The sequence below is a fragment of the Trichodesmium erythraeum IMS101 genome (assembly GCF_000014265.1).
Lineage (GTDB): Bacteria > Cyanobacteriota > Cyanobacteriia > Cyanobacteriales > Microcoleaceae > Trichodesmium > Trichodesmium erythraeum.
Window position 1 is genome coordinate 385340 of record NC_008312.1, and the last position, 21134, is coordinate 406473.

Here is a 21134-nt window from a genome sequence, read left to right on the forward strand (position 1 = left end):
GTTTTGAAGTTGGCTATAAAAAAATACTACATTATAGTACGTTGTCAGGAAAAAAATTTTCGCTCCGCTTTAGCGAAAATTAAATAGGGCAAGAGGGCAAAAGTGCAAAGGGCTATTCAAGAGTCCTGGGGGGGAACACTCAAAACACGAAAACCAATATCATCGTCGTTCGCCTTGAGGGAGAAATAGAAGCAGCGGTTCGCAGAGCGACAACACCCAGGATCAAAGCTGCAGGAGCCTCCACGAATTACTCTCCAGTCACTATCACCTCCAGTTTCCCAAGCACTTCCATCAATAGGTGCTCCATCATAACAAAGATGCCAAATATCCTGACACCATTCCCTGACGTTTCCATGCATATCATATAGACCAAAAGCATTAGGAGGAAAACTTCCTACATCTGTTGTTTTTTCTCTGTATTCTCCTTTTGGACCATGAGCATAAGCATGGCGACCATTATAGTTTACTAACTTAGTTGTGATAGTTTCTCCAAAATAGAAAGGTGTAGTTGTTTCTGCCCGACAAGCATATTCCCACTGACTTTCACTTGGTAAACTATATTTTTTACTTAGTACCTTAGATAATTTTTGACAAAACTCTGTTGCATTGTTCCAACTTACACATTCTACAGGGCGTTTTTTTCCTTTAAAATATGAAGGATTTTTACCCATAATTCTTTGATATTGTTCTTGAGTTATTGGATATTTACTCATATAAAAAGGGTGAATATTTACTTGATGTTGCGGGCCTTCAAAATCCTTTCTTCCACGTTCTTTTTTTGGAGAACCTATTAAAAAACTTCCCCCAGGAATATAAACCATTTCTAACTTAATACCATTACCCAAATCTTCTATTTTTTGCCTAGCACTTTCTTGGCGACGATTAATAATCTTTCCATAATGATCAACTGTGACTACCTCAAAAGTAAATTTTTGAAGAGATAAATAATTAGTCTCTAATACCTCAGAATTAAAAGTCTTTACGACGCCAGAAAAAGTATTGTTAATATTTTTACTAAGTGGATAATTAGGAGTTATTTTATTCTGCTTTAATTGCCACCATTCTTCAATATTTCCAAGGCGATTTTCCTTTTCCAAAGCCAAAGCGGACATTACTAATTTATACCAAGATGATTCTAAATCTTGAGGTCGCCAATTTTTCCCGTCTTTAGATAATGAACGTTTTAAAGCATTAGGAGGTAACTTTCCAGTTAACATTTCATAAACCATCATTCCTAATTCAAAAATATCACTTTCTACTCCTAATTCTCCCCCGAAAATAACTTCTGGAGCTGCATAATTTTCAGTAAAAGTTCGAGTACTAGAAGTACCAATTATAGTACCAAAGGTTTTTTTTGCTAAACCAAAATCAATTAATACTAGATGTCCTTGTGGAGTTAATAAAATGTTATCAGGTTTTATATTTAGATGAAATACTCCTTGTTTGTGTACTGTAGATAATGCTGATACTATAACAGTCATTATTTCTTCAACTTTTTGAGTGGAAAACTTTTTGTTAGGTTGAGAGTCTAATTCTTTTCTAAGACTTTTTCCTTTTACCAGTTCCATTACTAAATAAACTGTTTCATTTTCTTCAAATAAATCAGTAACTCGAACTACATTAGGATGATTAAGCTTGGCTAAGATTCTACCTTCTTGTATAAACCTTTTTAAACCCTGTTGAAATATTTTCTTCTGGTTTATAGGAATTGTAAAGCCGCCAGTAATAGGATGTCGTAAAGCATAATTTTTAGGGTAATATTCTTTAATGACTACCATTTCATCTAAAAGTATATGATGACCTTGATAAGTAACACCAAAGCCTCCATGACCTAAAGCATAATCTATTTGGTAAGTTTTATTACGAAGTTGGGTACCTGGTTTTAAAAGGTCTCGATTAAGTGATGGTAAATATACACCACATTCTTTATTAGGACATATTTCTGTGTTGATTGGAATACCATCAGTATAACAATTTAAACAACGCATAATTATCTTTAAATAAAAGAATTAAGAGATTTTAACCTTAAGTTATATAGCTCTTAAGGTATGACTTTTGATCGGCTAAAAGCTATAGCTTCTTTATGGATTATACCTAAAGCTTGATGATTAGTTTATTAAGTTAATATAAAGCATATATTTATCCGATGAATAATAGATTGCTTTATACTAAACTCCATAAATATCTTGTTAATAATTTCCCAATTAATAGTAGCAATTTTACTTGGAAGGAAGTGGGAGAAGTTTGCCTCAAAGCTTGCCTCTGCCAGGACAGCCCGGGGAGCTATTGACGAAGGTGTTATTGAGAGTTTAGGCATAAAATTTTAAGGTCATGAGTGTATATGTATTAATGATTTAATGACTTTCTGGCTGTGGGAAAGTTGATAAAGTATTGATACTAGTTGTCATGGCTGTTTTTCTAATTTACTTTATCAATAAAATCTACATCTAGCTGAAGAATAGATGAAGTACTTGAGTCTTCATTGAGAAGCTACTAAAAAGTTGTTTAAAGCTTGTTAGTCTAAGTTATTACTATCAACAAAGTATCAAATAAAGTTTTAATATTTCTCACAGTCAATAAAAGTTGGGTGCTTCACATAATTTAAGTTTGTTAAGTTTACTTCTGAATAGATGGAGTTAGTTTGCAATCTTAACTATGGTTTGAAAAATGACAAATGAATGGCAAGGGTATGTAGATGAATATTTACCACTATGGTTGTAATGTTTATTTGTTCTTTAATGAAAGAAAATACTATGTTTTTTACGGAGATTTATAAGTTTTAGTTTTATAAGATTATGAGCCTTAATATATTGCTTTAAAGTTATCAATTATTTATTCAGTTTTTTTTGTAAAAAAAGTTTTAATCATTATAAATTTTGCTTCTATTCAAGTATTTTGATGATTTTATTAGGGGAGTTTTATTATGATTAATGGAGTGTAATTTTTTAGTATTCATTCTTGAAAAAAAAGATATTGAAATTCAATTATTTTGAATAATATTATGCCCTCAGCAAAAGCTAAAGTTTACACTAAAAAGTTAAGAAACGCCAAGTCTTTCAACCACAATGACGACAAAGGTTAGGGTGAAGGTTTTGGTGTCGAGCCAGATATTGGGAAGCTAAAGGTTCTATCCATCAAGGGATGTGAAGAGTAGACAACAGAGTCAGAGCTTTTTGCTATCGTTGTATGCCAATGGAAAAAGGAGAAACACAAGCTTGATGTCGACAGTACATGCATGGTTCTCGCTGGTTGTGGTGTTTCAGTTGCTAATTTATTTACCCACAAGAGGAAAACAGTGCAAGATGGGAGTTGATAGTTATATTGTTGTTGATCATGCTGTTGAGAGTTAGTTGAGGTGGTTTCTTTCAAAAGTAGGAAGAGCATAAAAAGAAAGAGTTAGCAGCGAAGTTGCAAGTAAAATTACTTGAAATTTTTGATGATGCTTACAGATGTACTCCATCTATTTAAATATATGCTCAGTATTTTAATTATGATCACAAAGTTTCTTATGGTTTAGTCTTATAGGTTAGATCGGTTGCTTGCACAGGTGAAGCTGAGTTTGTAGCTGAGTTGCATCAATTTTTGATTATTAATTCTGCTCACACTGAAGTGATAGATGGCAGTCAGTTTTATGAGAAAGGTCTTTTAGTTTTATCAAGTGGTAGCTGTCGACTGAGAGAAATATGCAGATGAAGGTAGAGCAGGATGTTTAAGGAAAGATCGCAATAAATATATCAAATAGCTTAATTCTCAGGAGGTGACAAGGTAGTTGAAAACTATGTTGAGAGAAGAGTTTGCTTTTTAACACTGAAAAATAAGTCGACAGAAAGGGAGTGCTTGTTGAAAGTAGATGGAGGTGTGGTGCGGTCGCGGAGGGTGGTTTCAGTAGTATCGGATCACACCTCTCGCTTGTGTTGAATATATTCTCCACTAAAATGGCTAATAATATTAGAAAAAAAGTTACTCTTATTAATTTTAAGGTGCTGATAAATTAGGGTATGATGTTTATATGTGTAGTTAATTTTGTGTACTTGTTTCATATTATTTATTAGTCAAAATATTGTAAGATTTTTAATATAGATTAGGTATTAGATAGTTATTTGATTCCAATTTTTTAATTTATTGCTGATTACTATCTGATTAAAATAACCATGAATTAAAGTAATTACTAGGTGAAGCATTATCCTGGAGAATTGGAACATTTTCTAAATTAAAATTTGATGATTCTTCTATTACTTTTAGATTATTTGACCTATCTACTAAGGGAAATGAAAACTGATGAGAATGTTGAAGTGATTTAGCTTTTTCTCTAATTTCTTTTTTGTCAATTGGACGGTTCCGAGTACCAATAATAATAGTATTTCCGCCACTAGTATTACAGATATAAAGATGTGGAAAGACAGTTTTAATAGTTTTCAGATATTCTACCTCAAAACCATTATTTTTTAATATATTGACAACTATAACTCCAGATTTTGATAAATTGCGATCGCAAAGCTGATAAAATTCTTGAGTCGCTAAATTATAAGACATATAGCCATTACCAAAAGCTACATCAATCATTATAATATCATACTTATCTTGGCAATTTTTTTGTTCTAAATATTCCCTACCATCCTGAATTTTTACCCTTAATCTCTCATTTAATTCTACTCCGAAAAAATTCTGAGCAATTGACAATATATTAGCATCTACTTCCGTACATTCTATTATTACCTCTGGAAAATAGTGATGTAAAAATTGAGGAATACTACCCCCACCAAAACCTGCAATATAAATTTTTTTTGGTTGACTATTCCAAAGTAAAGCTAACATCATGGCCTGAGTGTAAGGAAAAATTAAATATATAGGGTCATTCAAATTAAGTATAGATTGAACCCAATCCATTTTTAAAGTTATTTGCTCTACTAAGACTAACTGAATAATGAATTTAACTTTTTTTATAGTTAAAAAATGTATACCAGAAGGTTGAGAAAAAATTATCCCATCAGGTTGTTTGTGGAGCCAATAAATTCTTTCCCGAATTCCTTCTAAATTTTTAACTTGCCAATATCTGTAATTATTCATTTTGAAAAAAGAAGCCAGATTTAATCTGGTAATTTTGTTATCATTCAAGGAGAGAAACTAGGTTTATATTAGTTACCCTAAAATACTCACATCTGTCTTCCATAAACTCGGTTTATTATAATGATCTAAAGTCAGGATATCTGATATTATACTAATTGCCATAAATTCTAAAATACCAAGATAACAAAAATCAATTATTAAGTAAGCTTTTTTTTGTTTTAAACGACTTATTTTTGTCTGCTTCCTTTAGGTAAAAACCATTTTTTATTATCAAGCAAACGTTATAAATTACTAAGACATATTTTTTTTATACGTGTTTTTATAATAGAAAATTTAATCATCAAAAGTATATTTTTAATTTCCTATACAGCGATTATTTTTGCATTTTTTTCCTGTTTATATATCCTGTTTAGATAATTAAAATTTCTCAACTTTAACCTTTTTTTTATTTCTGCCTTCTGCCCTATAATTTCTTTATATTAATATAATTCATACTTTAATAGTGTACAAGAAATCGGACCATTATAAACAGGTATTCTCCCAGAAGTTCTTAACCCCACCTGTTTAGATAACTGCTTATTTCCTGTCAAAATAAAAGCCGTCCAACCAGTAAAACGTTGTTTAAAAATATCCCCCAACATTTTATAAAATTTACCCAATTCTTCCACTTCTCCTAAACGCTCTCCATAAGGAGGATTACAAATAATTATTCCTTTTTCAGCGGGAGATTCTAAATTAGATATATCTGTTTGGATAAACTTAATTTTATCTAAAACAGCACATTTTTTAGCATTATTACGAGCTTGAGAAAGTACCTCCGGATTTCGATCGCTTCCCACAATTATTGATTTTAATTCAGTCAATTGACTATTCTTAGCTTCTGTCAATAAATCTTGCCAAATCGACTTATCAAAATCACGCCAATTCATAAAAGAAAAATTATTTTTCAACAATCCAGGTGCAATATTTAATGCTTTTAAACTTGCTTCTAAAGGTAAAGTTCCAGAACCACATAAAGGATCTAAAAAAGGCAATTCTGGAGAGTATTCTGCCATCTCCAATAAAGCTGCTGCTAAAGTTTCTTTTAGAGGAGCAAATCCCATTGCCAACCGATAGCCACGCTGATGTAAACTACTACCAGAACTATCTAAACTAAGGATACAATTATTATGTTCAATATGACCATTAATTAATATCTCAGGATTTTTAGTATCAATATTTGATCTATAGCGAAATTTTTCTATTTGTTGCTCAGTAATAGCATCCTTTATTTGCAGAGCAGTATAATGAGTATGCTTTAATTTCTCATTAGTTCCCGTACAGTGAACTGCCAATGTATTTTTAGGAGATATATATTGCTGCCAAGGAATTTTTTTGACTTCTTTATATAAAACTTCTCGGTTAACACACCTAACTTGTGCAATAGGAACTAAGACTCTAAAAATAGTTCTAGCCCAGAGATTAACCCGATAAAGTAAAGTCTTATCTCCAGTAAAACTTACCCCTGTAAATTCTGGAGATATATTTTGAGCTCCTAAATTTTCTAATTCTTGAGCAGCAATAGTTTCTAACCCTTTAGCAACTTTTGCATAGTATTGATTCATTGCCTAAAAATAATTTTTGTATTTAGTATAAAATAACTTTATTTGGTATTATGCTTGAAAAAAATGCATAAGACTATCAGTTAAATAATTGATTAACATTTTCAGTGTTATAGTTTTACAATTTCCTATTACTGTACTTTAAAAAAACCAATAAAAAAACTCTTTATTTAACTCTTTAATGATACTATAAAAAATCAAAAACATGAGATAAAACTCAATTAAAACTTCAGCTAGCTATAATCACTTAATTTCTCAAATATTTTCATAAAACCCTTACAATGGCTTTGATTTTCAACAATATCCAGAAGATTTATAAGGTTGGAATAGCAGATATAAGGTGTTTGCTCAAATTATATCTGAAGTCAAGCCTAAAGTTATTATTAAGGTTGGAGTGTGGAAAGGACAATCTACGATCCACATGACAGAGATAGCTAAAGAAATTAATCCCAAAGTAATATTAATCGCAATAGATACTTTTTTGGGTAGTCCCGAGCATTGGAAAGCAAAATACCCTATTGTCGATATTACTGATGAGATAATACTCATTAAACCTAATAAAATTAAAACATTTATACTTTTTTTCTATCCTGTTTTTCCTGCAATTAAAATTATAAATAAAATTATAAAATAGGAGAACAATCTGAAATATATATCCTATTACTATCTCTAGAAACTATATATCCTTGATATGGACTTGTTAATTCTATAAATCTTTGAGTCCCACTACCAATTTCTTCGTTTCCTGTAACTTCTATTCTTTGACCATTTTCTACTACCCCAAGTTTACGACTTGCCGAGTTACGTGCCTCAAAAATATATAGTCCATTTGGTCTTAAAACATAACAAATTTTTGACTTAATTCTTCCCTTTGCCTGGTAATTAATTACAGGTTCTGTGAAGCTATTCTGTATTCTTGAATATACATGATATTTGTCTGGGCCAATAATATGTTCATTCCCTTGTACTGGGTCATAAGCTGCCCAAGAAGTATCTCTTTTGATAGCATTACTAACAATCAACCAATCTTGCTCAGTTCCGTTTTGGGGATATCTAATGAATATATACTCACCTTGGCCAGTTTCGCAAATATTGATCCTAAAGTTTGTAGTTTCATAATTTGCCCTCTCAGCTCCATATCCATAACAGGTTTGTCCCTGGGATGGCAGAATTATAGTCCCTAAGACTAAGGCAGTTGTCAAACTTCCAACAGTGGCTAATTGGTGTTTCATTCTTTTTCCCCTTTTTGCCATTGGATACCAGCAAAACTAAATAATCCTAACAGAAGTTGAAAAAAATATCTATCCTCAAAAAGGTAAATTAAGTTTAATTTGACATTCTTAACTTTATATAAACTTTTCTATCAATAACTTGGCAGTTTCTTAAGATTTACTTAATAAATTAGCTCTTATAGTTAAATTACCTAAAAATTTTCACAACCAAATAAAAATAATTATTTTATGTTGGAGTTTTCTGATGATAGGAGTAAAATATCAAGTAAAGAATAGACTCACAATTAGAGAAAATTGATCAACTAAAAAGTTAAATTAAAAAGTCAGAAGTTACAAATAGTAAGAGAGAGAAATTTTCTACTAATTTTAATTTGCTTAACTGAAATTTATAGTAGGATTTCTTCAGCTTATTTGAAACCCTGGGAAATAGAAAGTTAAGTTTGAAAATTATTTATGAAAAACTTCTAAGATATAACTTCCTATCGTTGTTTAGTAGAATATTATGGCATAAAAGTATCGCCTTTTACCTGCATTATTATAACTAATTACCAACAATAACAAATGGTGATCAATAATAAGGTTTCTTGTATTCCTCTGAATTTAATTTAATCTCTCCTTTAATAAATTTAATTTGAACTTGACATAGTGCTTCTGCCTTTCTCAGTTATCAACTATTAGACTGCTGTGAACTATCAGACTGCAACTCCAATAATTGTTCATAAAATTGTTTCATTAATTATGCTGTCGAGGTATCATTTACACTCCATAAACTCCCTAAAATACTAATAGCTCCTTCCCGAACTGCAACTCCAGCCAAACCCAATGCTGCTCCTTGATCCCCAATTGCTGTCTGACAAGCACTTAAACTTAATAACTCTATAGCTCGATCCGATCGCTGCAAATTATCACTCTGGAGCAGTTGATTGAAATCTTTAACATTAATAGGTTGATCCCATGCTAAAATATAAGTTTGATAGGAATTAAAACTAAATTATCCGTGAGTTGCAATATGGAGAATGTTAAAGGGCTGAGAATTAATTTTGTCTTAAATTGTAATTTTTGTGAATTTTTCATCTACTAATTCCTCAGACTGTCGCATTGTATCATTGATAGCCTCTAGTTTCTGTTCAACGTTAGGTAAACTATCATAGCCTTTCCTCTATAACTTGGTGCTTCTTTACCTATTCCAGCAGTTAATACTCGTACTTCCTTTTTTAATAAGGGTTTGGGATCAAGCAATTTCAAACTGGGAGCTACAGCGATCGCGTATCGTTCCACTACATATCTTTCCCGTTCACTATCATATAAAACGGATATAGGAATATTTCTGAGTTTTCCTTCCCAGACAAAAACTAGGGTTTTTATTTAACTCGCATCATGTTTTAGATCTATTTCCAAATATCCCTCAAAAGGTTTAATGAACCAATTATAAAGTTGATTTGACTGGGATTTGATTTCACTTATTAGCTTTGGTTTTCGAGGACTAAGTGTAATATCAAACCTGAGTCTGAAAGGTTTTCCTCAAATTTAGCTTGAAAGTCACTCTCACTTACGGTAGCATAACGAAAATCATCAGTGCCAGACAATTTAAGAATCACACTTAATCTATCCTTGAATAAGATTGGATAAATAATAGCTGCGCTCTGATAAATTTTATCAATATTAATATCCTGAGCATTCACACAAGCATCTTGGAAAAAATTATCTAATTCTGCCAATTTTAGAGATTCAATTACTTCAACAGCAACTCTAATATTTGCCACATTGGGTTTATTTGAATCGAGTTCAGGTTGAAGTAATAAGTCTAGAAAATTTCTATACAAAGGTTCAATACTATCACGAAAGTTAAACTGAATATCTCGATTTAATGCTACTAAATCCCGTCGTAAAACTTAGAGATTATTAAAAGCATATTTGTCAGCTAAGAGTGCTTATGAATAATTTTCTTGTTCAATGAAAATATATCCTAATTGTTATTGAAATTGATGAAAAATATCATAATTAGATACTTTTTGGGCATTCAAAAATTCTTTATTTGTCAATTTAAGTGTTTTTTATATAGTTTATTTTTTGACATTAAATCTTGCCTATGCGCGAATTTTGTAAGCTTCTAAACGGTAATTATTAATATCTTTTGCTTGTTCAATTTTCCGTTTTAATAACTCGTTAGTCAAAGTTAATTTAGTAATATTATCTGAGATTAAACAAAAGCTAATTTATCTTTAATTTCCTCAATATCGGGGTCAACAATATTGATAAAAACTTCTGCTAATTTAGTTCTGGCTAGAATTGATTTAGGAGTGAGAATAATTTGATTTAAAGAATTAATGATTTTTGGTAAAGTATTAATGTGAAATAGAACATCAGTATCTAAATCACCAATTTATTTAGTAAATTTTAGTAGCAAACTAAGATTATTAATAGTTTTTTGAATTTGAACTAATTTGTCAGTATAAATATTTACAGCTTCTTGATAATTAGATAAATTTTGATTAACTAGGGTTTTAAGTTTTTGATCATCGGTGGAGAGTCAAATATTAGCCTCAATATTAGCAATATTTTTGGCTTGATAAAGTAGATTATTACCTAAATTAATCAACAATTGAGCTTTAGTATTATTAGAATTTGCCCACTTATAACTTGCTTCTAATACCTTTTCAGATAACTCCAATTTACCGAATGCCAGTAGTCCATTTCCTAAAATTTGTAACCACTGAAAATTAAGGCTAGTATTTGATATTTGAAACTTTTGCAGAATATTTTCTAAGTTATTTTCAGTTAGCGGCCGTCAACCATTACTTGCAATGTCTAATTAACCAAATTCTAAAACTCTTTCTCTATGTTTGGCTGTTTTTTGGTCCAACAACAACTTTTTTAGCACTTCTTCTGACTCTGTAATATTAATTTTTAGTACTCCAGACATAGATTTCTAATATTATGCGATCGCTTTCGTTATTTGTAACATTCTTTTTCCACCCTTGGTATTATGCAAGTCAATTCCCTTCTTGATATTTTATTTGAAAGAACAGCAAATTCCTCTATCCCCTTAATCATTCGTTATTGTGCAATGCTCCTTTCTCCATGATGGGGAACCAAAACAAAAGTTAAACTAAAGAATATAATGCTAACAACTGTTGAATGTGACAGCGACGACTTTCATATTTAAAGGGCAGAGGAAAATAAGCAGCTAACATGCCCTATTTTGATATTTTTTCGGACAGTAATTAACCAAACTAAAATTTTTCAAGTTTGGATTTTAGTTCTAGTCAAAATTTTTTGAAAATGTAATTTATAGAATAATAAAAATTGTATTTAAATTAGTCTCTTTGTGTAAACATATTGATTTTTTTTACCATAAAATGTAACTAATTGCCATATAATAAAGTGATTGTTTAAGATTTTTTTCTTAAGTCTAAATACTTACTCAAATTTTCTGGCTTTTATATACTATATTTTGTAGTATATAAACTGGATTGAATAATTGATTTCGGGGTGTGGAGTAGCGATCGCTAATTTACTAAATGCCATACCAATTCAATTATGTCATAACCTGGACTATATTTAGACAAATACTCTAAATAGATATTTAGAATTTATGTTTCAATTTTATTAATATATTCTGCTTTCAATTTAAAATAATCTAGAGCTAAAATAATTACTATTTTGGCTCCTTTTTGGCAATTTACTCTCTTTTATCATCAGCTTTTATCCATTCATTTATTATCTCTTAATTAAATATTTTTAACACTTCATCAAAACTTTTGCTATTGCTGATTTTCAAAAAATCTATGAATCTTTAATAATTTTAAACATCGTCTCCAAACATTGCATTTACTCTCGGTTTTATTCAATCTATTCTTACTTTTTTCCTTAGCCCTTGATTATACCAATAAACAATTTTTGATTACTCTTAAATCCAATCCACTTTCGTCTTAAAATCATACCGAAAAACTTTTTTTATTAGTATTTTTTTATTTTTAAATACTCTTCTATATTTCTTTAAATTTTTTATTTTTTCAAGATTATTATAGAACTCCCAGCTATATTTTCTCCTTATGTAAACGTACCTTTCTCTTTACTTACCCCATTTCCCTAATTATTGTGTTTAAAATAATCAGAGTCGGAAAATTTATTCAAACAATCTAATTTAGCCTTTTGTCCTAAAAAATGTACTTGATATACCAATCTATTATGATATTAGAGAAAGTATCATATTTAGTAAAATCAGGTATACTAAAGAATTGTACTTTTCCATAATACCTCATTTATATTCAAAATCATTTAGGATTACTATAGTATATTTATAGAGTTTTATTATCTATGATTTATCAATTTTACTTTTGGCTTTTAACTACATTATTATGCTTAATTAATCCACTGTTAGTAATCCAAGTTAATGCTCAATCTGAAAGGATAAAAATTCCTACTTATTCTATTACACAAGAAGGAAAAGAAGTTTGTCCGCCACCCGCTTTATCTCGCCTTCAGCGCCATACCATTGCTTCCGGAGAGAGCATTAAAACAATTGCCCAACAGTACAACCTCATTCCCTCAACCTTATTAGCATTTAATCGTCTCCTACAGCGAGGACAAGTAACCGTAGGTACTGAAATTATTATTCCCCCCTATAACGGTATCGCTATAAAAGTACCTGTTGGTAAAACCTGGAAAAATGTTGCAGAAAATTATAATATTCGGGCTGACACTTTATATGAAGTCAATGGTTGTCCAGAAACACCAAACCAACAAACACCAGAAATAGTTTTTTTACCAGGGGTAAATTGGTCTCCAGGAGGAAAAAGACCCCCAGAAATATCTTCATTAACAGGTTATCCTTTACCTTTTGAAGCTAGGGTAATTTTAGGTTATGGTTGGTTGTTACATCCAATTAAAAATCGAGTAGTTTTTCATAGTGGTTTAGACTTAATTGCTGATAGTGGAACATCAGTTTTTTCAGTAGGAGAGGGAACTGTAGCATTTGCCGGGAAACAAAGTAATTATGGAAATTTAGTAGTTATTAATCACGCCTCTGGTAAACAAACTCGTTATGCTCATTTAGATTCTATTCAGGTTAAAACTGGTCAAAAAATTCTACAGACAGAACTTTTAGGAACAGTTGGCCAAACAGGAGAGCCTGATTTTGAAGAAGCTCATCTACATTTTGAAATTAGATATAATTCTCCTTTAGGTTGGGTAGCTGAAAATCCAAATTCTTATATAAAAGTTATTTTTAAGTAATTGAAATTAGTATGATCTAAACCGTATTGTTTTATACTAAGTACCGAAGAAAGGGCAGAACAAAATCCTACTTTGGTCAAAAAAATTGGAAATACCGCCGACATCCTTAAGCAGGTGAAAAAGCTTTTTCATTTTGACGACCAATTGATGCTTTGATTTGATTTTTTCAATTACGATAGCAAGCGGGTCATCGAAAATTTTCGATGAATTTGAGCATTATTCATAATTAATACTGAAAGAATTAAATATGAAGGTAATAAATATATAGAAATTTTTGGGTAGATATAGCAATTCTAAATCATTTATAAAAAATTACTAGTTTTTGGAAAAATAACTCTAAGCACTGTTACTTTTGGTTTCTTTCTTCAGTATAAGTAATTTCTAGCCACCCATCTCTTTCGCTTTTCAGATAGGATTGTTATATGTATGGTTAATTGTGGGTTATTCCTGGGGAATATTTAGTTGAAGTTGTCACAGATATGATTAATTTAATCCTCAGAAAAAGTATCCTTATTAAAGGTAATTAAAATCTCGATTAATGTAAATAATATTTATTTATACTCAAAATTTTAACCTGATCATTAAAAAGAATTAATTAACTTATAGAAAATTGAGAATTTCTACTTAATTTAACAATCATTGAACATACGGTTTAGCTTGGCTATACCAGCAAGAAAAATAATTATAATTTTCATCAAAAATGTTATTTTTTTTCTTCTATGCTGATATCATTAAAACCCTGATTTAATAATATTTTTCAGATTATATAAAGCTTTTTTTTCTATAGTTAATCTATAGTTTATGTTTTTGTAAATAGTAATAAAAACCCTGATTTTGGTATTGCAAAATATAACGGTTATCTAATAGATTGATATTACCATAAACTTGCAAATTTTCTTGAAATATTGGATCAGAATCTTTTAACTCTATTAGATCTATACTTACTTCTTTGTCAACTTGCTGTAGCTCTTGTAATGTTTGAGGTAATTGCCAAATAACTTGAGTCGGATAATTAGCGATCGCTAAATAAAAGTTTTTATTAGACATAACTACTTGTGGTTGAATTGATAATTTTAATATTACTTTTTCCAACCGTGAACTATAAGTATATAAACGTTGATACTGTCGCCGTTGGAGATTTTTTAGTTTGTGAAAAGTCACAAAGTTTGAATAACTTAAACAAAGACAAATTCCTAATCCACTAGCTACTACTTTTTGGATTTTTAATTGTGGTATCAATAGCCACAAACTAGTCACAGATAAAATTGCCATTAATGGAGAAAAAACTGATAACCCTCTTGTTGCATTAATATATTGATAAAGTAATAAAAATGCTAGTAAAGCTGACATAAAATTAATTAAACTAAAAACACATAAATGTGTATATTTTTCCCATTTTTGTAATTTTTTTTGATGACTTGCTGTTGCTAGTACAGCTAAAGTAATACTCCATAACAGAAACATTGAAATAGTAATTGTTCCATAGACTGGAAACCTTTTAAAATTAATTACGAGAGTACAATTAAATAGAAAGTTTTCCCAGATCATTCTCAGCATATCAGTCAAATTAGATTGGGATAAAATTCTCGTTGCTGCATAGGGATAAATTTCTTGATTTTGAGAAAGGGGAATTAAAACAGTAACAAACAGTAATCCAAAAGAAAAAAGTAAGCTTAATAAAGTTTTTTTGTAATGTTTACTTTTCTCAATCCACAAAAGAGTAGTACTGGTAATAAACAAAGTCAATAAAAATGGTTTAATTAAATATGCTAAAGCTATTGCTAAACCTAAAAATAGCCCTTTTAAAAAACTTTCTTTTTGTAGAAACAAAATAGCAACAACTACCATAATAACAGCGGCAGCCGATATTTCTGTCATGACTGAATGAGTCAAAACTAAAGTATAAGGATAAACCAAATAAATCAAACTAGCCCCAAAGCCCACCCATTGATTCGCAATTAATCTGCCAACTGTAAAAATTAAAAAAATCGTCAAAATAAGGAGTAGATAATTAACAAAAAATGGTGTAGCCTCATTAATTCCACCAATCAAAAAACCAAAGGCCAATATGATGGGATAACCAGGGAGATGAGTATCCTTAGTTGGATAGCCTTTTTGAATAATACTACTAGCCAAATAATGATTACTATTAAAATCAAAATGACGGACAATATTTTGAGCTACAGTATAGTAAAGTGTTTCATCATTCCAGCGAATTTGTAGAGAGACTGGTTTAGTAATGTAGAGAGCGATCGCCGTTATTATAAATAATAATATATATGGAAAAAGATGAGTAAATAGATTTCTACGAAAAGTCATTTTTGAAGTTAGAAGAAAGAAACTATAAACAAAGTAAGAATAGGTAAATAATATAACTTAGCTTTGGGGTAAGCAGGTTAATACTTGAGAATTACAGATTTTATTAAACTGAAATCCAATCCTTGTAGAAACATCACTTTTATCAATAATTTTGTGGAGGTACCTATAAATACTTGAACAAAATTATTTACCCATTCTAATTTTCTAGAATTTTTAGAAGGCAAACAATTCAGCTTGTATAAATGTGTAATGAATTTTGTGTACCTACTTAATAGACATACAGCATATTTCGGGCAGATAAGGCACAATCTAAATAGTAAAAATCATGTATTACTCGTATATTGCTTACATAGGTGTACCTCACCAGCCAAGGAAAGCGCTGTATCTCTAAATTACATAAAATTTCCTCTAGGCTACCTACAAAAGTAGCCAATAAAATGAATCACAGGCAGGTAGCAAAATATCTACTCTGCTGTATATATCCCTTTTTAGGGAATAGATTCTATTTATAAATTAATATAAAATTATAAAAATTAAAAATATAATTTTTTAGGTATAATAACTAATAAATATAGAATAGGTGTGGTACTATGGGAAAGACTAAGTCTAAATCTAACTTACCAACAAAAATATGTCCTGTATGTAACCGCCCTTTTAGCTGGCGAAAAAAATGGGCCAATTGTTGGGATGAAGTGAAATATTGTTCCGAAAGATGTCGGCGACATAAGTCATCTCCGTTATTAGCACCTCCTAATTAAGTAGGAGGAAAGACGCCGAAATTTCCTTTTTTATCTCCTAGAAAAAAACAGGTAGAACTTATTTATTGGTCAAGATTGACAAAAAAACGAGACTTACTTAATATTATATCTCAACTAAGTTATTCTGTAGTTAATACAAGAAAATGCAGCCAAAACTTATTATTCATGGTGGTGCTGGTAGTTCCCTTGACGAAAAAGGAGGATTAGAAATTGTTCGGAAATCTTTACATCGAATAGTAGATGAATTATATAACCTACTTCTAGGTGATACCGCTGCTCTAGATATAGTTATACGTGGTTGCCAAATGTTAGAAGATGACCCAATTTTTAATGCTGGCACCGGTTCAGTGCTCCAATCTGATGGACAAATTCGGATGAGTGCTTCGCTGATGGATGGTTTAAATCATCGGTTTAGTGGGGTGATCAATGTCTCCAGGATTAAAAATCCCATTGATTTAGCCAGAGCATTGCAAGAATCCCCTGATCGCGTATTATCAGATAGTGGGGCGGCTGAATTTGTGCGGGAATTACAAATGCCAGTTTACAATCCTCTGACAGATAAACGATTAAATGAATGGCTTGAAGACCGCAAACAAAATTTTAATAGAAAAATGGCAAACGTGGTTACAGTATCTCCAGGTACTGGCACTATTGGTGTAGTAGCTTTGGATAAAGAGGGTAGATTAGCTGCAGGTACGTCTACTGGTGGGAAAGGTTTTGAAAAAATTGGTCGGGTTAGTGACTCGGCGATGCCTGCGGGAAATTATGCTACTGATAGTGCTGCAGTAAGTTGTACTGGTATTGGAGAAGATATTATTGATGAGTGTTTGGCTGCAAAAATTGTGATTAGGGTAACGGATGGTTTTTCTATTAAGGCAGCTTTTGAGCGTTCATTTGCTGAGGCCCATGAACATAAAAGAGATTTGGGAGCTATCGGTATTGATGCTGGTGGTACAATTAACTGGGGAAAAACTTGCGATGTAATTTTAGCTGCTTTTCACGATGGGGAAAAAATTGGTGATAGTTTGGAAGCTGACAAGGGAAAATCAACTTTTTCTGTTGAATAAAGCCAGGGCTTACCCATCTAAACAAGGAGGTTTGTTCCCCTGGTTTTTTATTGTGATTCAAACCAATAAACTTCCTTGATATATCCGTTTTCTGCATAAGTCCTAAAAACGCAATGTAGCCAAGATCAGAACCCCGTGCTACATTGTATTTCATATTCTAATTAAGAAAGTATTTTAATTTCAATCCAAACTCCTATTTTTTTAATATGAGGAATATATTCAATATTAAGCTTAGGAATACAACTTAAGCGATCGTCTTGAAGTACACCCGCACCATTTAATGTTAAAGCATCAAGACAAGCTCCTGCTAAATTATCTAAATCAGAATTAGTGCGATGTTTCCCACAAAAACTAATAGAAATAGCTGCTCTTTGAATTGGCAAACTTACCTCTAAATTAAGTTTAGAAACTTGACGGTAGATTTCTACTTCTGCCTGATTTCTCCAGATACGATACCGAGATGGTAAATAAGTACCATTAGCAGTAACTCGTGGACGTGCTTTAGGAACTATTTTCCCAGGAATATACAAATTAATTATTGTAGAACTTTTATATTCTTCAGACTTGGGAGGACAAGTGGTAAAATCATTAGTATTATCCAATGACGGAATATTTTTGTTAACTTCCTTCCCTAGCTTCTCTAGTAAATTATCTTTTGATTTAGAGGTAAAAAATTGCATTTGGGATTTATCCTCAATAGCAGATAAATCAACTTTTCTGTAAGTATCTAATTGTCTCCGGAAACTAGGCCAACTTTTAGCTATTTGTAAATAAGTTTCTGTACAGTTTTCCGATAAATGGCAATTATTTTGTAGCCACGATTGCCATTCAGTAGGAGAAAATAAAGATTTAGTTTCTAATAATAATTGACCTAAAGAATAAGCATAAGCTATAGAATTCTTATGGTAATCTTGGCATTTTTGATGTTTAAAATTAATATCTTCTATTAAGTATTGCCAGTTAATTAATACCATTTTTGTATAAAATAAGTAAATATAAAAACGGAGAGAAATAATAAAAATATGGGTACAGAAAGTAAGTATTAGGGAAAAAGAGATACTCTGTTGAAATATAAAAACATTTTTGTTATAATTAAATAATCAGATACTATATAAATTATCAATAGGATATTATAGCATTTTTTATTATTCCAAAAAAACAGATATTTTTACTTAAAATTACTGATGAGTCAGCCATTTTTTTTGATTAACATGATTAGAAATATTTAAAATACAAATTAAGGTAAAATTTTAATAGTAAATTATATATAACTTATTTCATAATAAATAATGTATTAGAATATATTTATAGCTACAAAAAAAGAACAAAAATAATTCTTGGTATTACAGATAAAAAACTAAAAAAATTAATATAAAATGCTCAAAAATTTGAATAAAAAAAGACAGGTGAAAGCCAGTCAATAAAAAAGATTAATCAAGGTAAAAAGAGGTCAAAAACAGCTTAAAAGTCGAGGAATAAATCACCCTAACTATATGCTATATAAGTCAAATTCCTACATTTACTCATACTAGAAATATCATTTGATATCAGTGAGTTAACAGCAAATAATATTTTCAGGCTTTGGATAGATATACTACAAGAGTTATTGTCTCCCCACCCCCATCCCCTTGGTAGTAGGAGGGCAAGAGGGGTAGATAAAATTCCGAGAAAAAGAAGAGCAATATTTGTGGATACAATAAATTTTAATATAACAAGAATTAATTGTAGAAAGTACAGAACAAAGTATACATAAAACAGATAACTATGATAAACACAAAAAAATATTAGAGTTGTTGGAAATCAAGGGAAAAAAGTGCTTAAACCAAAGACGAGTCCAGGTTTAAGCGTGCTTTTGAGATTTGAAATCCTGAAAAATTTATAGAGTAAACTTTTGATGATGTTCAATTTTCCCACACCAAACAACTCTATTAATTAATTTTTACAACTATAATTCAGATAAATCTCATAAATTTATCGGCGTCGTCTACTGTTCCGACGTGAAGGTGAGAACGACCCACCACTACCAAAACTACGAGGTTGTTGACGAGGTTTTGCTGTATCTGAACGACGCAGATCGCTGGCACTAACTCCACTCCCTGTAGAACGATTTGTATTTTGTTGCTGTTTAGGAGTTTTGGTGCTGCGAGTGGAATTAGTTACACCTGTTGAACGTAAAATTTGACGATTTTTCTCCGCCACTGGTGGAGCTTGATAACGTTCTTGATAACGGTTAACAGCTTGGTTGTAGTTGCTACCATATCCACCATAACCAGTCATTACTCCACCCGGTTGATAAACTGGTGGTACATAATATTGAGGGGTGAACAACATACTACTAATAGCTCCACCAACTACTTGACCTGCTACTGCTCCTGCAAAAGGTGTCCAGAAGTTAGACTCACGGCGCACAATAACTGTTTCTTGTCTACCTGTTTGTGGGTTAGTTTGGGTTTCGGTTACGTTGTGTACATATTCAATTTTAAAATCTGGTTTAATATGTAAACTAGCTTGATTACCATTAATGTTAATATAATTAGTCTTGCCTTCCTGAATTTCTTCATCAGTTAAACTTGCCATTTGCAAATCTTTAGTGTTATAAATTGGGGGTTTACCAGGAGGAGTATTCAATAACATCAGGGAATATTCCCCATTGGCATCGTTATAGGTTGCTTGCTGTACAGGATATTCTCCTTCAGTTACTTGGTTACGGTTTTGATTAGATGAGACATTGGGATTTGAGTTTTGAGATGAGCTAGTGTTGGAGCTGCCACAAGCGATGGTTGTCCAACATAATGTCAAGCATATAAACAAAACAGTTAATTTACGCAGCATACAATTATATCTCCTAAAATAACTTTGAGTCAGTTATAGTTATTATTTTAGCTTGATTTGACTTTTGAAAACGGAGCGAAGCAAAATCTAGAATAGAGAACTATGAATTAAGAAGCGGTTTGTAAACAATTATGAAGTATTAGTAGCGATCGCTAACCGTTTGAGCATTAAACGAATCATTGAAATATGAATGAAGGCTTCGCTGTTTTGAGGATGTTCTTCATAATCTTTAGAATGTATGTTAATGCTATGGGCTTAAGAGGAATATCAAGAGTCAAAAAGCTACACCATACTACAATTATCAACTCAATTAAACAAGCAGGAAAACTATTACCACGTTCTTACTCTCCTCAAAAAACTCCTCAAGTAAGAGAGCTAGAAGAATTACAGACATAATTAGGCTCAAAAAAAACCAAATTTGGGTATGAACGGCAATAAATCATTTTAAAAAAGGAATTTTAGAATGGGTTATTGGAAATTGTAGTGGAAAAACATTTTATCCTTTATGGGAACAAGTTAAAAAATGGGAATGTTATTTTTAAGTCACATATGGATGGAAAGTATATGCCAAGGCCTATTAATGATAGGGATAAAATTATCAGCAAAACCTATATGACCATTGTAGTTGGAGAAAATACTAGACTTCGGCAATATCTTGCCAGATGACATCGAAGGACTCTTTGCTACTCAAAATAATTCCGAGAAGTTAAAGCATTCAATTCCCTTACTGATTCATTAAATATCAATTTTGGGATGTTCTAGTTCCTTATAGATATTTACAGCGATCGCTATGAACTCAAATCATACCTTAATTCACCAAAGCCTTATTATTTAACAACTACATTGTTTAGTGAATTTATTCAATAAAAATTAACAAAATCTTACCTGCATTTATTCTCTGATTACTACTAGTACCAGGACTGAGATTAAAGATAGTATGTATGAGCTAAAAAACCAGGAAGTAGAATTGAGCTGAATTCACTAAGAAGATACGCGTTTATGTAATGTGCCTGGGTAAGT

16 protein-coding genes and 2 pseudogenes are annotated in these 21134 nt (G+C 31.0%); 6 read left to right on the forward strand and 12 right to left on the reverse strand.

Features of this window, described 5'->3' with window-relative positions:
• Window positions 1–116: 116 nt before the first annotated feature.
• Entirely contained in the window at window positions 117–1988 is a 1872-nt protein-coding gene (locus TERY_RS01130) for an SUMF1/EgtB/PvdO family nonheme iron enzyme (protein ID WP_011610129.1), read from the reverse strand.
• 1230 nt (window positions 1989–3218) lie between these two features.
• Between TERY_RS01130 and TERY_RS35910 the strand changes: the two genes are divergently transcribed.
• On the forward strand, window positions 3219–3350 hold the full coding sequence (locus TERY_RS35910; protein ID WP_370496381.1) for a hypothetical protein: 132 nt from the start codon (window positions 3219–3221) through the stop codon (window positions 3348–3350).
• Between the two features lie 790 nt (window positions 3351–4140).
• On the opposite strand, the gene TERY_RS01135 is transcribed toward TERY_RS35910, so the two are convergent.
• Window positions 4141–5067, reverse strand: coding sequence for a fused MFS/spermidine synthase (locus TERY_RS01135; protein ID WP_011610130.1), 927 nt, complete (start codon window positions 5065–5067; stop codon window positions 4141–4143).
• Between the two features lie 479 nt (window positions 5068–5546).
• Window positions 5547–6671 carry a THUMP domain-containing protein gene (locus TERY_RS01140; protein WP_011610131.1) on the reverse strand — a complete coding sequence of 375 codons (1125 nt, stop codon included), beginning with the start codon at window positions 6669–6671 and terminating at the stop codon, window positions 5547–5549.
• 337 nt (window positions 6672–7008) lie between these two features.
• Between TERY_RS01140 and TERY_RS01145 the strand changes: the two genes are divergently transcribed.
• Window positions 7009–7302 carry a CmcI family methyltransferase gene (locus TERY_RS01145; RefSeq protein ID WP_011610132.1) on the forward strand — a complete coding sequence of 98 codons (294 nt, stop codon included), beginning with the start codon at window positions 7009–7011 and terminating at the stop codon, window positions 7300–7302.
• Here the strand turns inward: TERY_RS01145 and TERY_RS01150 are convergent.
• The 6 genes and pseudogenes from TERY_RS01150 to TERY_RS31980 all read right to left on the reverse strand — a co-directional run bounded on the left by TERY_RS01150 (window position 7292) and on the right by TERY_RS31980 (window position 10571).
• Window positions 7292–7900, reverse strand: a complete 609-nt coding sequence (locus TERY_RS01150; RefSeq protein ID WP_011610133.1) for a hypothetical protein — start codon at window positions 7898–7900, stop codon at window positions 7292–7294. The genes TERY_RS01145 and TERY_RS01150 overlap by 11 nt on opposite strands.
• A 736-nt stretch (window positions 7901–8636) precedes the next feature.
• Window positions 8637–8801, reverse strand: coding sequence for a CHAT domain-containing protein (locus TERY_RS26900; protein ID WP_196797186.1), 165 nt, complete (start codon window positions 8799–8801; stop codon window positions 8637–8639).
• Between the two features lie 215 nt (window positions 8802–9016).
• Window positions 9017–9178 (reverse strand): hypothetical protein, encoded by a 162-nt coding sequence (locus TERY_RS26905; protein ID WP_370496384.1) that lies wholly within the window; start codon window positions 9176–9178, stop codon window positions 9017–9019.
• Between the two features lie 6 nt (window positions 9179–9184).
• Window positions 9185–9265, reverse strand: a pseudogene (locus TERY_RS35915) (hypothetical protein); the annotation flags it as partial.
• 98 nt (window positions 9266–9363) lie between these two features.
• Window positions 9364–9663, reverse strand: coding sequence for a hypothetical protein (locus tag TERY_RS24605; protein WP_155994213.1), 300 nt, complete (start codon window positions 9661–9663; stop codon window positions 9364–9366).
• A gap of 767 nt (window positions 9664–10430) precedes the next feature.
• On the reverse strand, window positions 10431–10571 hold the full coding sequence (locus TERY_RS31980) for a hypothetical protein (protein WP_011610134.1): 141 nt from the start codon (window positions 10569–10571) through the stop codon (window positions 10431–10433).
• A gap of 1649 nt (window positions 10572–12220) precedes the next feature.
• Between TERY_RS31980 and TERY_RS01160 the strand changes: the two genes are divergently transcribed.
• Window positions 12221–13138: a peptidoglycan DD-metalloendopeptidase family protein gene (locus TERY_RS01160; RefSeq protein WP_011610135.1), complete on the forward strand. Its 918-nt coding sequence runs from the start codon at window positions 12221–12223 to the stop codon at window positions 13136–13138.
• Between the two features lie 792 nt (window positions 13139–13930).
• Here the strand turns inward: TERY_RS01160 and TERY_RS01165 are convergent.
• The gene (locus tag TERY_RS01165) at window positions 13931–15457 is read right to left on the reverse strand and encodes a glycosyltransferase family 39 protein (protein ID WP_011610136.1); all 1527 of its coding nucleotides are present in this window, start codon (window positions 15455–15457) and stop codon (window positions 13931–13933) included.
• A 590-nt stretch (window positions 15458–16047) separates the two neighbouring features.
• Between TERY_RS01165 and TERY_RS26910 the strand changes: the two genes are divergently transcribed.
• Window positions 16048–16215 carry a DUF2256 domain-containing protein gene (locus TERY_RS26910; RefSeq protein WP_011610137.1) on the forward strand — a complete coding sequence of 56 codons (168 nt, stop codon included), beginning with the start codon at window positions 16048–16050 and terminating at the stop codon, window positions 16213–16215.
• A gap of 143 nt (window positions 16216–16358) precedes the next feature.
• A complete protein-coding gene (locus tag TERY_RS01170) occupies window positions 16359–17282 on the forward strand; it encodes an isoaspartyl peptidase/L-asparaginase (protein ID WP_011610138.1) in 924 nt (307 codons plus the stop codon).
• 161 nt (window positions 17283–17443) lie between these two features.
• On the opposite strand, the gene TERY_RS01175 is transcribed toward TERY_RS01170, so the two are convergent.
• Both TERY_RS01175 and TERY_RS01180 read right to left on the reverse strand, forming a co-directional pair.
• Window positions 17444–18256, reverse strand: coding sequence for a RusA family crossover junction endodeoxyribonuclease (locus TERY_RS01175; RefSeq protein WP_011610139.1), 813 nt, complete (start codon window positions 18254–18256; stop codon window positions 17444–17446).
• A gap of 997 nt (window positions 18257–19253) precedes the next feature.
• Window positions 19254–20114 (reverse strand): hypothetical protein, encoded by an 861-nt coding sequence (locus tag TERY_RS01180; RefSeq protein WP_011610140.1) that lies wholly within the window; start codon window positions 20112–20114, stop codon window positions 19254–19256.
• Between the two features lie 231 nt (window positions 20115–20345).
• Here TERY_RS01180 and TERY_RS35920 point away from each other — a divergent pair.
• A pseudogene (locus TERY_RS35920) lies at window positions 20346–20908 on the forward strand (IS1 family transposase); the annotation flags it as partial.
• Window positions 20909–21134 lie beyond the last annotated feature (226 nt).

Excerpts from the sequence above, each read along its gene's own strand:
- TERY_RS01130 (WP_011610129.1), bottom strand. The coding sequence starts at position 1,988 with ATGCGTTGTTTAAATTGTTATACTGATGGTATTCCAATCAACACAGAA.
- TERY_RS35910 (WP_370496381.1), top strand. The coding sequence starts at position 3,219 with ATGTCGACAGTACATGCATGGTTCTCGCTGGTTGTGGTGTTTCAGTTG.
- TERY_RS01135 (WP_011610130.1), bottom strand. The coding sequence starts at position 5,067 with ATGAATAATTACAGATATTGGCAAGTTAAAAATTTAGAAGGAATTCGG.
- TERY_RS01140 (WP_011610131.1), bottom strand. The coding sequence starts at position 6,671 with ATGAATCAATACTATGCAAAAGTTGCTAAAGGGTTAGAAACTATTGCT.
- TERY_RS01150 (WP_011610133.1), bottom strand. The coding sequence starts at position 7,900 with ATGAAACACCAATTAGCCACTGTTGGAAGTTTGACAACTGCCTTAGTC.
- TERY_RS01160 (WP_011610135.1), top strand. The coding sequence starts at position 12,221 with ATGATTTATCAATTTTACTTTTGGCTTTTAACTACATTATTATGCTTA.
- TERY_RS01165 (WP_011610136.1), bottom strand. The coding sequence starts at position 15,457 with ATGACTTTTCGTAGAAATCTATTTACTCATCTTTTTCCATATATATTA.
- TERY_RS26910 (WP_011610137.1), top strand. The coding sequence starts at position 16,048 with ATGGGAAAGACTAAGTCTAAATCTAACTTACCAACAAAAATATGTCCT.
- TERY_RS01170 (WP_011610138.1), top strand. The coding sequence starts at position 16,359 with ATGCAGCCAAAACTTATTATTCATGGTGGTGCTGGTAGTTCCCTTGAC.
- TERY_RS01175 (WP_011610139.1), bottom strand. The coding sequence starts at position 18,256 with ATGGTATTAATTAACTGGCAATACTTAATAGAAGATATTAATTTTAAA.
- TERY_RS01180 (WP_011610140.1), bottom strand. The coding sequence starts at position 20,114 with ATGCTGCGTAAATTAACTGTTTTGTTTATATGCTTGACATTATGTTGG.